Origin of the sequence: Pseudorhizobium flavum (assembly GCF_044142885.1) — a bacterium.
Taxonomy (GTDB): Bacteria; Pseudomonadota; Alphaproteobacteria; order Rhizobiales; family Rhizobiaceae; genus Neorhizobium; species Neorhizobium flavum.
Genome location: NZ_JBIOKZ010000009.1, coordinates 1 through 14091, shown reverse-complemented (window position 1 = coordinate 14091; position 14091 = coordinate 1). Strand labels below are relative to the sequence as shown.

The following is a 14091-nucleotide window of genomic DNA, read 5'->3' as shown; positions in this document are numbered from 1 at the left end:
AATTCGAATGCCAGCACCGAAGAACCAGTTCAAGGCAGCCCTTCGACAGGGCGGCAGGCCGCAGATCGGCCTTTGGCTCAATACCGGCGAGCCGCTCCTGGCCGAGCTTGCGGGCACGGCCGGCTACGACTGGCTGGTGATCGACGGCGAGCATGGCCCGAACGACCTGCGCAGCATCATGACGCAGTTGCAGGCCCTGTCCGCCTCTCCTGCCGAGGCGGTGGTCCGGCCGCCCATGGGCGAAACATGGATGATCAAGCAGCTTCTCGATATCGGCGCTCGGACCCTGCTGGTGCCGATGGTCGATTCGGCCGAACAGGCCCGCGAACTGGTGCGTGCCGTCCGCTATCCCCCGCATGGCATTCGCGGCGTGGGCGCGGCGGTCGCTCGCGCTTCGGCGTTCAACACCATTCCCGACTATGCCGACACCGCCGCTGATGAGATCTGCCTGCTGGTGCAGGCCGAGACCCGCGCGGCAATCGCCGATCTCGAGAACATCGCAGCCGTCGACGGCATTGACGGCATCTTTATCGGCCCGGCCGACCTTTCCGCCGACATGGGCTATATCGGCCGCATCGAGGCGCCGGAGGTCCAGGAGGTGATCGAGAAGGCGATCGGCACGATCACCGCAGCCGGCAAGGCGGCCGGCATCCTCACTTTCAACGAGGCGCTGAACCTGCGCTACATCGACCTCGGTGCCCGCTTCGTCGCCGTCGGCTCAGACGTGGCGGAATTTGCCGGCGCATTGCGCAGCCTCGCCGCCCGCTACGGCCGCGGCACCCCGGCGGCAGGCGGCTCCTCGGGCTATTGAGCCGAGCCTCCGGCCGCACACACGCCCCTTCCGCCGGCAATTCGTCGGCGGGTTCGAAAAGACCTTGCAATCGCCCGGCATCCGAAATAATCAGGCCGCACCGGAGAGGTGGCCGAGTGGTCGAAGGCGCTCCCCTGCTAAGGGAGTATACGTCAAAAGCGTATCGTGGGTTCGAATCCCATCCTCTCCGCCATCATTTATGTTTTTCTCTTCTTAAAACAGTGTGTTAGATCGTTTGTGGCGAGATCTGCTACATTTCCTGCTACATCCTGGGCCCGGGGCAGGAATGCAGCGTCAGTCAGTATGCAGATCGCCGAGTCGGATAACCAAGATCTTGAGAGCGCTTAGACTTCGGCTCATTCCGCGCCATCATACGCGGGTAAGAGTTGGGGCCTCACATGATATCCATTTGCGCTGCGCGTCTGGACGACCGCACTGATCACAACAGTGACTCTTGAACAGTGGAGGCGGCTCCTCGTTCCACCTTACGAGGCGGGAGAAGGATCAGATCGCTGTCTGACAATGGGCGCTGCAGCCCTTTTGCCTCTTCCCAAGGTGCCGACAGCCATCTCTCCACCTCAACCTCATTGCTGAGGATCACGGGCATCGCCTTCGGGTGTATGGGAGCCACGACCGCATTGGGTTCCGTGGTGAGGAAGGCGAAGAGATCGCAGCGTATGAGTCCTTCCTTCACCTTCCGGACGCATTCCCAGTCCCGCACCCAAAGGCCCACGTAGGCGTTAGCTGGGGCTCCAGAATTTGGATGGGTGGGGAGGTGCCGGATCGCGTCAAAGGCAAGTCTAATCCGGGCACGAGTTTCAACCTATAAACATCTTCCAAACCATTCCCCCGAAATCCCCTTGAAGCATCGTGTCCTGCTCGCCATGCTGCTGCTGGAGGCGCGAGCATGGACGGTTCGATAATATCCCTTCAGACTGGGACAAAAGCTGCTGATCCCCAGTGGGAGATCGGACTGCTGATCGCGTTAGCTGTAGGCTTCATCGTCTACCGACTTCTCACCTACGTCGCGGCGAGGTTACGATCCACGCAGCCGCATCTGTCTGCCATAGATCGTCACTTCCGGAACGTCTTCGCGATCATGGATGAGCCTCGTCGCCAGTCCCTCGTCAGCTATTACATGCAGAAGTACGAGTGTGGCCGAGAACAAGCGATGCGGCATGCGATCGAAGATCGTGAACGCGATCAGCGTCGCTATTCCTGATCTCGGTCCAATTCCGCAACTTCTGCCAATTTGTTCGGCGGCTGCTTCCAGCGGAACGCTCGTTTAGGCCGAGGGTCGACGCCCGCAGACTTCAACCTGCCTTGCTCGCCGGTTGCTTCATCCGAATGCGTAGTGGCTTTCCTTCTGCATTGTCGATCTCGAAGGCATTCGTCTTCTTGACGAGATCGCTGAGCTTGCGGGAACCGTAGGTGCGGGGATCGAAATCCGATGCCAGGTTTGCGAGCTGGGTGCCGACGGCCCCAAGGGGCACCCACCCGTCTTCGCTTTCCATCTGAGCAATGACCTTCTTGATGATCGGCGTCGCCGCGCTCGGCTTCTGCAGTGATGGTGCCTGTTGTGCCTCGCCGCCACCGTTCCCCGGCTCCTGGGGCAGCAGGTTCTCCGTGTAGATGAACCTCCGGCAGGCCTGGCGGAAACTCTCGGGCGTCTTCTGTTCCCCGAATCCGAAAACATCGACGCCTTGCTCCCGGATACGCGACGCAAGCCGCGTGAAGTCGCCGTCGGAGGAGACAAGACAAAATCCATCGAAACGTCCACTGTGGAGCAGGTCCATGGCATCGATCACCAGTGTGATGTCGGACGCGTTCTTGCCAGTGGTGTAGGCGAACTGCTGCTGCGGGATGATTGCATGCTTCGCGAGGACGTCCGTCCATGCCTTGGAGCGGGCGCTGGAGAAGTCGCCATATATTCGGCGAACACTCGCCTCTCCGATCTTCGCGATCTCTTCAAATAGACCATCGACGATCTTGGCTGAGGCGTTGTCGGCGTCGATCAGGACCGCAAGGCGAGGCGAGCGTGGTTCGGGCATGATCTTGTTTCCTATACTTCAAGCGTCGCATGTACGTGCCAGCGATCCAGAACTCACCGTCGTCAGGCTTCTGATCCACCGCATACTTTTTCAACATGTTCTGTCGTGGCTGCTATTGCACGTTGAACAATGTCAGGTTGAATTGGCGCGTCCTGTTTTATTTGTTGATAATTGAATGCCCAGTGAAACGCCGTTCTCCGCCGTCACCCGAGTTCTGCTCGACCGGTGGCTCACAACAAGTGCAGAAAAGCCCGTACAGCCAGAGACGATCTTTGCGCCGGCGCTCGATCTCCTCTCCATAAAGATGCGTCTTACGGTGTTCCGCCTGGTCGGTGACGATCCGTGGAACTGGGAGATGAAGGCCATACGACACTCAGGGTTCACATCCAGAGTGCTCAACATAAATCAGCTGTTCGCCGACTGTAAGATCGGTGAGTTTAAAGACCGCCGTTACATGGAGGAGGCGGTGATCCCGCGGCTCCGGGAGGTCATTTCAACACAGCAGCCGCGGATCGAGCTCGTGAAGACGAAGTTGCTGGGTCTCAGTCTGGGATACGATCGTATCCTGATGCCACAGAAGAACGTTGCCAGCCCCGAGTGGATAATCTCATCCTCGTATGCGCGATTCCTTCTCACGCGACCGCGTCAGGAGGAGAATCTTGATGTGGCCGATGAAGCGATTACGCAGCTGCTGATCGAGGGGGCAACGGCCAAGGAGATCGCAGCGAGCCTGGGACTTTCTCACCGCACCGTCGAGCACCGCCTCAGCCGGATGAAGGATCGCATGGGGGCGCGCAACACCGTGCATCTGGCTGCAATGCTGGTGGCGACCCATCTAGACCGGACCAACAACTAACCTCACCTAAACAACTGCATGATGGATTCGGCATTGGAATTGGCGATCGATAGCGATTGAATGGCCAGCTGCTCCTGCGTCTGCAGCGCCTTGAGGCGGCTAGACTCCTCGTTCATGTCCGCATCAACGAGTCTGCCAATGCCTTTGTCGATGTTGGCTATCAAGCTTTCCGTGAATTCCAGCTGCATTCCTACACGAGACAGAAGCGAACCCAAGCCACTCGCGCTCGAGATCGACCGTTGCAGCATGTACTCGACACCGGTGAGGTATTCTTCGATGGTGAATTCTTGCTCGGTGATATTGATTTCTTCAAGGTCGAAGCGGAGGCTCCAACTCTTGTTTGTCCGAAAGTCGCTCACAACGAAGTCCACAGCTTGATTACCATAACCGGGATGCACTGATTGGTCAGCAAAGAAGGATATGGCAGAGCCGGAGACACTGAGAGCAAGGCCGAGGCCGGCAGATGCATACCTGACCACGTCGGCAAATTCGTCGGCGGTTTCCACTCGCGCGTTCGTCACGCCCAACGCGTTATTTACGGTATCTCGGTCGATGACTACGGTGTTTAGAGGGCCACCTGCGATCTGCACGTCGAATGAAATTGCCAAGTCCTTTGGCATTGTGAAGGCTTTGGTGAAGGTCGTTCCGCCTACCGTACACATGTTGTCATGGTCGATAGCGGAGCTGCTATCGAGACCTAGCACACTGCCGCCCGCCAGAGTAGAGGACAGATTTTCAAAGTAGATGCTTGAACCGACGTTTCCCGTGGTTTCAAGCGTTGCAACATCGTACGTTGTGAGACTGGTATCTCCGCCCCTATAGGCGTCAGCAGGGGCAGCTACGTCATCGAACGCCTTCTGCAGAATTTTGCGGACGTCCGAAGCGTCATGAACAATCCCGTCTCCAGTTCCGAGCGCAGCGTCCACCAATGCCTTGTCGATAGTTATTGCATAGGAATTTCCTGCCGCAACTGGGCTCCGATCAAGCACGAGATCAAATGTGATGCTGTCGGACGCGGAAAATGTAACTGGACCTGAGAAGGTATGATCTTCGTGGCCTTCGTGAAAGTACGACACGATGCCAAGAGGCTGCAGATCAGGGTAGTCACCTGTCACTTCTTTCTGAAGGATGCCGCCCCCGCCGGCGTTCAGCATTATGGTCGATTTCAGGTCGACGCTCGTCCTTTGCACGGACACTGTACCCCCCGCCGCTCTCACAAACGACGATGTGACTGAGGAGGTAAGCGCGTCGAGATCAAGAAGGGAAGCTTCCTCGGTGCCCTTCAGGTAGTTCACCCCGTTGAAGGATGCACCCGCCACGATGGAGGCTGCTTGCTGCTTTAGTTGGTCAAGTTCTTCTTGTACTTTGCTTCGGTCGACGCCCTCTTCATGAGCGGTCGCAAGGCGCGATTTGAACGCCTCCAGGAGTCCGACAATCGCGTCAGTTGCAACATAGGCGACATCAAGTTTGGCAGCCCCCAGACCCAAGGCGTCGGAAACAGCGGCCAGCGCCATGTTGTCCGAGCGCATGGTCGTCGAAATGGACCAATAGGCGGCATTGTCGGTGGCGGTGCCGACGCGCAGACCGGTACTGACCCGCTGCTGAGTCTCGCCCAGACTGCTTGCCACGGCACGCAATGTCTGCAGCGCCGCCATCGCTGAGTTGTTCGTCAGTATGCTGGTCATCGGACGCTCGCTCTCCCCACAAAAGCCAGCGGAATCATCATGATGCCGTCGAGGCGATGGCGATTCTTATCGTTGACGAATGGTTAACGGCGATCCCAATCCGGGAGGGTAAAAATACCGGTAGAAACACCGTGCTCCGGTGAGAACTGGGGCGCTGCCCTCTCTCCTGTTGCCAGTCCCGCGACAAACAATCTACGTCGGAACGCCTTGTATTCTGGGGTTTCGGCGGCCACAGGCGGAAATTATTTCCTCGTCTGGAGCGGCAAGCAAGACGGACCCAAGGGGAGGGACACTGGTGCTTCAGCGGCAGATGCTTGACCGAAGACATTCAGCAACCGTTAAACTCGGAAGAATTACATCCGGGTGAGATCGACAACCTACAGCGGCTGGGGGGCTGCACTGGATGGAGACGAGCAATCTGATCGTTTACGTGCCGCCGGTGCTGTTCAGCCTGGTGGCCGGATGCTTCTTCCTGTTGAGGCGTCTGGGGCTGAGCAACACCTGGTACTGGGGCGCGGGTTTTGCGCAGACGGCGCTCGGTTTCGTGATCTCGACCTTCTCGATCCAGCCGACCTTCGACGCCTTCGCGTCGGGGCTGATCTTCATGGGGGCGTCCTATTGCTACGGCAGCGGGCTCCTGTCTCACTTCAGGGTGCCCATGCAGACCGTGCAGCGCCTGACCTTCGTCGCACTGTATACGCTGGCGCTCACTTACCTCGTGTTCGTAGAGAAGAGCCTGATCTCTCAACTGTTCCTCACGGATATGGCATTCGCCTTCCTGCTTGGCTGGGCAATCCTCAGGGTCCGGAGACAGGCCGCAAGCGGGATCGACAAGGCCCTGGTCGTGACAAGCTGCATCGTCGTGCTGGATTCGGTATCGCGCGCGACCTACTTCACGTTCTTCACGGGGGCGAGCAACGACTTCGCCGATTTTGCGGACTCAGCTTACAATCTCGCAGTTCATCTCACGACCATTACCGTGTGCATGTTCTTCCCGTTCAGCGCGCTCGCGGCCGTGGGGCACACTGCGCTCGAGCGTTACCGACGGGCGGCGGAGACGGACGAACTGACCGGGCTTCTAAACCGACGTGGATTTCGGCATGCGGTCGAGCGGGGGAACAGCGTCCCCCGGCATGGCTCATTGATCATATGCGACATCGATCACTTCAAACGCATCAATGATGGCTACGGACACGGGTTCGGCGACGAGGTCATCCGGGGGCTAGGTGAAGACCTCCTTCAGGTGATCGGCCCCCATGGATGCATGGCGCGCTACGGCGGTGAGGAATTCGTGGCGTTCCTGCCGGGAGTTGACGTCATCAAGGCGCGTGACCTGGCGCATTCACTGCGGCGCGCTTTCGGGGAGAGGGCATGGGTGGCCTTCGATGTGAGCGAGCAATTCTCGGTTTCCTGCGGCGTCGCTTCCGTGAGAGCCGAAGACACTCGACTGGAGGCTGCCTTCGAGCGGGCGGACCGGGCACTCTATGCGGCCAAGGCTGCCGGACGAAACAGGGTGTTCGTTGACGCGGGCGACGCGCAGACGCCACTGCACTTGGCCACCGGCGACATTGCGGGAGAACGACTGGAAGCGTGACAGCGTTCTCCGCGACCTCGCTGCCAATCGCCTCGAGCGGCTGGCGAAGGCTCCGTTTCCCTAGTGGTAGATGTGCTTGCTCAGGTCAGGCTCGGCGGCCACGCAGTAGTTGATCCCGATCTGCAGGAGGAGTTCGGCAGAGGCCAGATCACCCCTCGTGTCGAGGGTGGCCAGTCCGCGGATTGCGGCAGCGAGGTTAAAGTTGTTTGCGGCGACTTTCTGTCGGCCGGCATCGAGAGCTTCCTCTGCCTTGTATTCAAGCGCATCCGCGACTGTCTCGATCAGGTCGAGGCGCTCATATGAGCTCATCTCGTGAAGGGTCTTGGCGGCTTCCATGATATTCTCCTTGTTATTGTTCTTGGGGGAGAGTTCGGCACTGCCGGACGTGCTATCCCGCCGAGGCCGGGGCCAGGGAATGTGATCGTCTGAATGGATGACCCCCGGCAGGTGGGGGTGAGGGTGGACCATTGCAAGCGTCAGGCTGCTGTTGCCTGCCGGCCTCGCTTTCGGACATGGCAATTCGGGCCGTAATGACGCCACCCGTTTCACCAACGTAATGAAGGGCGGTCCGCCCGACCATGAAACTGCCGGTCCACCGTTTCGTTCCCTTGGTTCCACTAGACGAGGAGGGACCGGCGCGGTCGGTCAGTATGCAGATCGCCGAGTCGGATAACCAAGATCTTGAGAGCGCCTAGACTTCGGCTCATTCCGCGCCATCATCGACGCGGGTAAGAGTTGGGGCCTCACATGATATCCATTTGCGCTGCGCGTTTGGGCGACCGCACTGATCACAACAGTGACTCTTGAACAGTGGAGGCGGCTCCTCGTTCCACCTTACGAGGCGGGAGAAGGATCAGATCGCTGTCTGACAATGGGCGCTGCAGCCCTTTTGCCTCTTCCCAAGGTGCCGACAGCCATCTCTCCACCTCAACCTCATTGCTGAGGATCACGGGCATCGCCTTCGGGTGTATGGGAGCCACGACCGCATTGGGTTCCGTGGTGAGGAAGGCGAAGAGATCGCAGCGTATGAGTCCTTCCTTCACCTTCCGGACGCATTCCCAGTCCCGCACCCAGAGACCAGCGAAGAACATCAGCGGCTCGCGTTCATCGCGGGCGAACCACGCGTTTGGCGTCCGGCCGCCTTCGACCTTGCTCGAGGGATCAGGTTCGGCGAAACGCGTGAACGGGACGACGCAGCGGTTCTCGATGCCAGTCCAGCGCATCCAATGCTTGCTGGTCGTGTTCCGGATGTTGGTCGTGCCCCCATCCGGCTCCATCTTCAGCAGTTCCTGGAAGTCGACATTCTTTCCCTTGGCCCGCAGCTTGTCGGCCCGCCTCGTCGCTGCTTGGTAAAGTGCCTGCTGCGAACTTGGCATCCCCCAGCGCACCCATGTCATCTCACGGATGCCGTCGATGTTGCGCACGATGGGTGCCATCTGGTCGGGATAGATGTCGAGTGATGGCTGGAGGTTGCCCAGGCGGTCGAGCGCCTTGGTAATCGCCCGGATGGCTTCCTGATTGGTGGTGACATTGTAGAGGTTGCACATCTACAGCTCATCCTCATATCTGCTGGCGCTCAGACTGTGAGAACCGACATAGTCCTCTGGCCGGACAGAGACGATCTTGCGTTCTCCGACCACGAACTTCCGTGTCAGTGCCCGCACGATGTCGCGGGTAGCTTCTGCCCTGGCTGCGTTCCATTCGGTCTTGCTGCTCCACCGACGGGCATCCTCATCGTCAATATCGAACAACGCGGTGAAAACGGTCAAGTAAACGTCGTGGCTGGTAGCAGGCTCGCGGTTGCCGTGTTCCCAGTGGAACGAGAATGGGTGCAGTCCCCGCTCGACGATCTGTCTGGCAATGGCGTGGGTGGCCTGGTGTTCGCGTCGCCTTGATTTCCCGGTTCCTGCGAAAGCGTTGATCGTCACCCGGTCGATGCATGCGATGCGATGCCTGATGGCCTCCTTGAGTGTCCCGGCAGCGTCACTCGTCATGCTTCGCCTCTCTCCGGCGAAGGGCTTCACCCGCGTGTAAAACCCCGGCTCATGGCGGCTTCAGTCAAGGCCAATTGCAGTCGCAGGTATCTGCAATCATCGATCAGCGTGGCGATAGCCGCGCGAGCATCTCCATCGTGCCAGGCAAGAGCAGCCTCGACTTCATCGATGGCGTCTTCTTCTACTGGCGGCTCTACAGGCAATGCGGACACGGGTTCTCCTTCGCGCCGAAGCGCGTCTGCTGGGTCGGTTGTGATGGGAGCTCGGCCGCCATGCGGCTCCTGTTCTCATTATGTTCTGTAGCGACGCGGAGTCAATGCGATTTCTTATTAAGCATTTCCTGCTGCAATGGCTCGATGACCAAGCGCCCTCGCAGACCTGCTGCGCCGCTGCTCCACGAGCAGGACCTGCCGCTGAAAAGCGGGCGCGTCAGAAGGCGTGACCCGAAGCAGCCTGAGTTTCCGTTTGATCCCATGCCGGAGCGCGTGGAGCCTTGCTTGGCAAAGCTGGTCACCAAGCCTCCTCATGGGGATCAGTGGTCGTATGAACTGAAGTGGGACGGCTATCGTCTCGCGGTCCATATCGAACCCGGGCGGGTGCGGATCATCACGCGCGGCGGTCACGACTGGACGCATCGCTTTTCAGGCATCGAGGAGGAGGCGAAACAGTTCTCCCCGTCAACGATGATCCTCGACGGAGAGGCGGTAATGTTCAATGAAAGGGGCATCCCGGATTTCGGAATGCTGCAGAACTCGCTTGGGGGCAGGGGCGGAAAATTGCCTTCCCGGAACTCGGTGCTGCTTGCCTTCGACCTTCTCTATCTGGACGGCCACGACCTGACGCGGATGGAGTACAGCGCCAGGCGAAGGCTTCTTGAGGATGTGCTCGCGGAAAAGACGGGCGCGATCCGTTTGTCGGAGGAGTTCGAAGAAGACCCGGACGAACTGTTGCGGCACGCATGTGTCCACGAACTGGAGGGCATCATAGCGAAGCATCGCGATCGCCCATACCGATCTGGTCGAACCGGGGACTGGCTGAAGATCAAGTGCGTTCAGAGAGACACCTTCGCCATCATCGGCTACGAGCCATCCAAGGCCGTCCCCGGTGCACTTGGCAGCCTGCTTCTGGCCGCACTCAAGGGGCCCGACTACGTCTATGTAGGGTCTGTGGGGACAGGCTTCAGCCAGAATCAGGCGAGATCGCTCAAGATGCAGCTCGACAAGCTGAGGACGAATGTTCCTCCTGTGCGTCTGCCGGGTAAGAATTTGGTGCTGACATCACCTTCGCTACTGGCTGAGGTGGAGTACCGCGCTTGGACCCATACTGGGACACTTCGGCATCCCTCATTCAAGGGGCTTAGGGAAGCGGAGGAGTGGGCGGAGGTATATCGTTCTTGAAGCGTCTGACGCGTCGGTTACCGCCAATTGCAGTCTGCACGATTGGGCAGATCTAAAACGTCAGGTGCGTATTTCTACGTTGAGGACCTTCCTCCGTTCGAATTAGAACCCAGTGACGACTTTGACGAGATCTACATTGATCCCGATTATGAAGATTCGAGCGATGCTGGCTGACCCCGAGCCGCTACAAAACCTCCGCTACTGGGTAGCCGCGTTCAGCGATTTTCGCTTTCACCTTCGATGGCGCTGGGGAGGCCGTTGCAACCAAGAAATTTATCTCTAATCCTGCAGTTGATTGAAACCGGGCATTCTAAATTCCGCGACCAAAAAATCCACGGTCGCCTGATCCCGCAGCTTGCAGACGATGTTCTGGTTGGCGAAGGCGCCCTTGAACCATTTGGCTTGGGACGGTTCTACCGTCTTGCGCCATTCGACGCCAACGACATATTCCGCCCGGTCAATGGGTTCGCCGATCCGCTTCATTCGAGGTTCGGCAAGCGGTTGTTCGAAGAGTAGCCCGTCTGGAGTCATAAAGTCAGAGGCAAGCTGGGCTTCGCTGGTAACCGTCCCATAGCCGATATAGCCCTTGCCCTTGTCGTACACGAATATCTCGTCGCCAACGGCAAGCTGCTCCAGGCGCTTGGTGTAGAATTCGCCGCCGCCGGCACTCACGAAGCCGTAGCGCTTCATGTCGGTCCAGGAGCGGTGTTCGCCGAGGCCGGCATTGACAAAGTAGTAGCCGGACCACGGCGGGCGGACCTTGCGCTCGGAGCGCTCTTCCACCTCTTCCTGATCGAGCAGGAAATCTGTCGTCAGCCATTCCTGGCCGTTGGCCTCGAAGACGTTGAAAAATACGGTATTGATGGCAACGCCATGCTCTTCCGACAGATATTCGACAATCCGCCGGGACGCCGGGTCGAGTTCGCTTGCCACGATCAGCATGGAGTGGCTGCCGTTGAGCTGTTCGGGAATGGCTTCGCCGAACTTCTCCCGGAAGGCGGTCACCAGGCGCGTCTGAAGATACCGTTCAGCCCGCTCGTATATCTGGGGTGTTGTCAGCGTGCGAACCCAGGAGGCGTAATCCAGCACCTGCGCCACGATTTCGCGCGGCGTGCGGTCCTTCTTCAGTTCGATGATGATGAGAGCCCCTGAGGCGTCCAGCGCCAGCAGGTCGATGAATTTGCCGTGGTCCGTTGGAACCTGCCGGCCGATGACCATCGCGTCCAGGCCGAGCAGCGAGGGATCGGCCGCGACCCAATCCTCGATCAGGCTTTCCTTCAGCAAGGCGCGTCGCGTGGCTGGCTTCAATTTGCCGTCAACGATGGAGTAGAGCGAACTCATGCGGCGTCCTCCATCTCTTCTGAGGGGTAGAGTTCAAGCAATTTGGCGTGCAAAGCCTGAATTTCGTCGTGGTGTGCCACTCCAGCCAACGCCGAGACGTCAAAGCCGGAACAGATAGTGATATCAGCGGACGACATATAATTCGCATGAACCAAGTTTGCCACGATCTCGTCCGCTGGATCCGTATACTGGCGCTCTTCTACGTCCGCGCTCGATATCAGAAATCGCCGATAGAGTTCCTGGATAACCGGCTCCATGTGCGCTTCAATATTGCGTACCTCCCTCATCATGTCAGCGATTTCAGCATCAATTGCCGCGCGATCGTTGAAGAACACCGTCCCTGTCGGATGTGCGATCTTGTTCCGCCGCTTTACGAACTTGGCGAACTCCCCAACCTGCTGGTTGGAGCAACCAATCAGCTTGAGAAACCGGAAAATCTGGCTTTCCTTCAGACGGTCGTAAAACTTGAACGGACTTTCGCAATCCATCAGACTGCCTTCCTCGTCCGAACGAAACCCAACCATAGCCATTGCGAATTGCTCGGGACGAGCTAGCCTTATCTGCCAAACCGAGAAGCTTACGAAGCTCATGTCGAGCAAATGAAAGGCGAGACTGGCAAACTCGAAACGTTCAACATCGTAGTTCGTCTGAAAGGCGGACCACAGAAAATCGAGATATGACTGCTCACTGGCATTAGCGAATGATTGGGGCAAATAGCTCCCGAGTTCGAGCGCCTCATCCATCAGGCAACCTCCTCGGCCTTGGCCTCACCCCATACACGAGCAATTGCAGCTTCGATCTTTTTCTCGAAGCGGGCGACTAGATCGCGGTTGCCATTGACGAGGGCCTGCTCGGCTTCGATTTCTGCAATGATGGCCTGTTGGTTTTCAATGTCAGGCATCACAAAAGGCATGCCCGACAACACAAATTGGTTGAGGTTCTTCATCGTGACACCAACGGCATTGTCATCAAGATACTGTTTGCCAGCTGGCGACGAGATTTGCATCGCGATGAATTCTGAAGAGCATTGAGCGGCGGGTCTGAACCGCCCCGGGTTTGCCGGAGACCCCAACTCGTGAGAAGTAGGGTCTATGACAAGCAAAACGACGAACAAATTTTCTCCTGAAGTCCGCGCCCGCGCCGTTCGGATGGTGACGGAACATGAAGCCGAATACTCATCGCGCTGGGCGGCGGTATCATCGATAGCGACCAAGATCGGCTGCTCGGCGCATACCCTCCATGAATGGGTGAAGAAGGCCGAGGTCAACAGCGGCAAGCGTGCAGGTCTGCCAAGCGACGTGGCTGAGAAGATGAAGGCTCTGGAACGGGAGAACCGGGAGCTTCGTCAGGCGAATGAGATTCTACGCAAAGCCTCGGCGTATTTTGCCCAGGCGGAGCTCGACCGCCCACTGAAGCGATGATTTCCTTCATCGACGAACACCGTTCGGTGCTCGGGGTCGAGCCGATCTGCAGGCTGCTGCCGATTGCCCCGTCCACCTATTATGAGGTCGTCGCCAAGCGCACGGACGTGGGTCGCCTATCGGCCCGCGAACGGAATGATATTGCCATGAAAGTCGAGATACGCCGGGTGTTCAACGAGAACTTCCAGGTCTATGGCGTGCGGAAAGTGTGGCGACAGTTGCAGCGAGAAGGCTTCGATATCGCTCGCTGCACCGTCGCAAGGCTGATGAGAATGATGGGTCTTCAAGGCATCATTCGTGGCAAGCCAATCAAAACCACTGTATCGGACAAGTCTGCCCCGTGTCCGCTCGACCGCGTCAACCGCCACTTCAAGGCTCCCGCGCCGAACATGCTGTGGTTATCCGATTTCACCTATGTCGCGACCTGGCAGGGCTTCGTCTACGTGGCCTTTGTCATCGATGCCTTCGCCCGCCGCATCGTCGGCTGGCGGGCCAGTCGAACGGCGCACGCGGGATTCGTCCTCGATGCTCTCGACCAGGCACTGCATGATCGGCGGCCCGTCAAACGTGGCGGGCTGGTTCATCATTCCGACCGCGGCTCGCAATACGTGTCCATTCGCTTTTCCGAACGGCTGGCGGAGGCGGGCATCGAGCCGTCTGTCGGAAGCGTCGGCGATAGTTACGACAATGCTCTCGCCGAAACGATCAACGGTCTTTACAAGGCCGAGGTCATTCATCGGCGAGGACCATGGCGCAACTTCGAAGCCGTAGAGTTCGCCACGCTCGAATGGGTCGACTGGTTCAACCACCGCCGTCTTCTGGAACCCATCGGGAATATACCGCCAGCAGAGGCAGAACGACGATACTACGCCATGCTGGACGCACCAGCTATGGCCGCATAACTTAAACCAAACGGTCTCCGGCAAACCCGGGGCGGTTCA

Annotated in this window: 15 protein-coding genes, 1 tRNA gene and 1 other annotated feature; of the genes, 7 read left to right on the top strand and 9 right to left on the bottom strand. The window is 58.5% G+C overall.

Going from position 1 to position 14091, the window contains the following annotated elements; all coding sequences use genetic code 11:
* The first annotated feature begins 7 nt into the window (after positions 1–7).
* From ACEPP2_RS16435 to ACEPP2_RS16425, 3 genes are all read left to right on the top strand, one after another.
* Positions 8–811 (top strand): aldolase/citrate lyase family protein, encoded by an 804-nt coding sequence (locus ACEPP2_RS16435; RefSeq protein ID WP_395517218.1) that lies wholly within the window; start codon positions 8–10, stop codon positions 809–811.
* 102 nt (positions 812–913) lie between these two features.
* Positions 914–1004 (top strand) — tRNA-Ser (locus ACEPP2_RS16430).
* A gap of 714 nt (positions 1005–1718) precedes the next feature.
* Entirely contained in the window at positions 1719–2033 is a 315-nt protein-coding gene (locus ACEPP2_RS16425; RefSeq protein ID WP_395517217.1) for a hypothetical protein, read from the top strand.
* Between the two features lie 91 nt (positions 2034–2124).
* Here the strand turns inward: ACEPP2_RS16425 and ACEPP2_RS16420 are convergent, their stop codons facing one another.
* Positions 2125–2862 (bottom strand): NYN domain-containing protein, encoded by a 738-nt coding sequence (locus ACEPP2_RS16420; protein WP_395517216.1) that lies wholly within the window; start codon positions 2860–2862, stop codon positions 2125–2127.
* A gap of 175 nt (positions 2863–3037) precedes the next feature.
* Between ACEPP2_RS16420 and ACEPP2_RS16415 the strand changes: the two genes are divergently transcribed.
* Positions 3038–3718: a response regulator transcription factor gene (locus ACEPP2_RS16415; RefSeq protein WP_395517215.1), complete on the top strand. Its 681-nt coding sequence runs from the start codon at positions 3038–3040 to the stop codon at positions 3716–3718.
* 2 nt (positions 3719–3720) lie between these two features.
* On the opposite strand, the gene ACEPP2_RS16410 is transcribed toward ACEPP2_RS16415, so the two are convergent.
* Positions 3721–5403, bottom strand: a complete 1683-nt coding sequence (locus tag ACEPP2_RS16410; RefSeq protein WP_395517214.1) for a flagellin N-terminal helical domain-containing protein — start codon at positions 5401–5403, stop codon at positions 3721–3723.
* Between the two features lie 403 nt (positions 5404–5806).
* Here ACEPP2_RS16410 and ACEPP2_RS16405 point away from each other — a divergent pair, with 403 nt between their 5' ends.
* Positions 5807–6997, top strand: coding sequence for a GGDEF domain-containing protein (locus ACEPP2_RS16405; protein WP_395517213.1), 1191 nt, complete (start codon positions 5807–5809; stop codon positions 6995–6997).
* A gap of 60 nt (positions 6998–7057) precedes the next feature.
* Here ACEPP2_RS16405 and ACEPP2_RS16400 read toward each other — a convergent pair whose 3' ends face one another.
* From ACEPP2_RS16400 to ACEPP2_RS16385, 4 genes are all read right to left on the bottom strand, one after another.
* Positions 7058–7333 (bottom strand): hypothetical protein, encoded by a 276-nt coding sequence (locus tag ACEPP2_RS16400; protein WP_395517212.1) that lies wholly within the window; start codon positions 7331–7333, stop codon positions 7058–7060.
* 452 nt (positions 7334–7785) lie between these two features.
* Entirely contained in the window at positions 7786–8544 is a 759-nt protein-coding gene (locus ACEPP2_RS16395; RefSeq protein ID WP_395517211.1) for an SOS response-associated peptidase, read from the bottom strand.
* Positions 8545–8991: a hypothetical protein gene (locus tag ACEPP2_RS16390; protein WP_395517210.1), complete on the bottom strand. Its 447-nt coding sequence runs from the start codon at positions 8989–8991 to the stop codon at positions 8545–8547. It lies immediately after the preceding gene.
* Between the two features lie 26 nt (positions 8992–9017).
* On the bottom strand, positions 9018–9203 hold the full coding sequence (locus ACEPP2_RS16385; protein WP_395517209.1) for a hypothetical protein: 186 nt from the start codon (positions 9201–9203) through the stop codon (positions 9018–9020).
* A gap of 144 nt (positions 9204–9347) precedes the next feature.
* On the opposite strand from ACEPP2_RS16385, the gene ligD reads away from it, so the two are divergent.
* Positions 9348–10388 (top strand): non-homologous end-joining DNA ligase, encoded by a 1041-nt coding sequence (gene ligD, locus ACEPP2_RS16380; protein WP_395517208.1) that lies wholly within the window; start codon positions 9348–9350, stop codon positions 10386–10388.
* A gap of 279 nt (positions 10389–10667) precedes the next feature.
* On the opposite strand, the gene ACEPP2_RS16375 is transcribed toward ligD, so the two are convergent.
* From ACEPP2_RS16375 to ACEPP2_RS16365, 3 genes are read right to left on the bottom strand one after another with little or no spacing between them, the layout of a single operon-like run.
* Positions 10668–11729, bottom strand: coding sequence for a hypothetical protein (locus ACEPP2_RS16375; protein WP_395517207.1), 1062 nt, complete (start codon positions 11727–11729; stop codon positions 10668–10670).
* Positions 11726–12472 carry a hypothetical protein gene (locus tag ACEPP2_RS16370; RefSeq protein WP_395517206.1) on the bottom strand — a complete coding sequence of 249 codons (747 nt, stop codon included), beginning with the start codon at positions 12470–12472 and terminating at the stop codon, positions 11726–11728. Before ACEPP2_RS16370 ends, ACEPP2_RS16375 begins: the two co-directional genes overlap by 4 nt.
* Positions 12472–12735, bottom strand: a complete 264-nt coding sequence (locus tag ACEPP2_RS16365; protein ID WP_395517205.1) for a restriction endonuclease subunit S — start codon at positions 12733–12735, stop codon at positions 12472–12474. Before ACEPP2_RS16365 ends, ACEPP2_RS16370 begins: the two co-directional genes overlap by 1 nt.
* An 85-nt stretch (positions 12736–12820) precedes the next feature.
* On the opposite strand from ACEPP2_RS16365, the gene ACEPP2_RS16360 reads away from it, so the two are divergent.
* Positions 12821–14052, top strand: a protein-coding gene (locus ACEPP2_RS16360; RefSeq protein WP_395517195.1) for an IS3 family transposase whose coding sequence is annotated in 2 segments (ribosomal slippage) — positions 12821–13112 and positions 13112–14052 — 1233 coding nt in all. Because the reading frame shifts where the segments join, the coding sequence is not laid out codon by codon here.
* Positions 13105–13221, top strand: a sequence feature (AL1L pseudoknot). It overlaps the preceding gene by 117 nt.
* Positions 14053–14091: the final 39 nt, after the last annotated feature.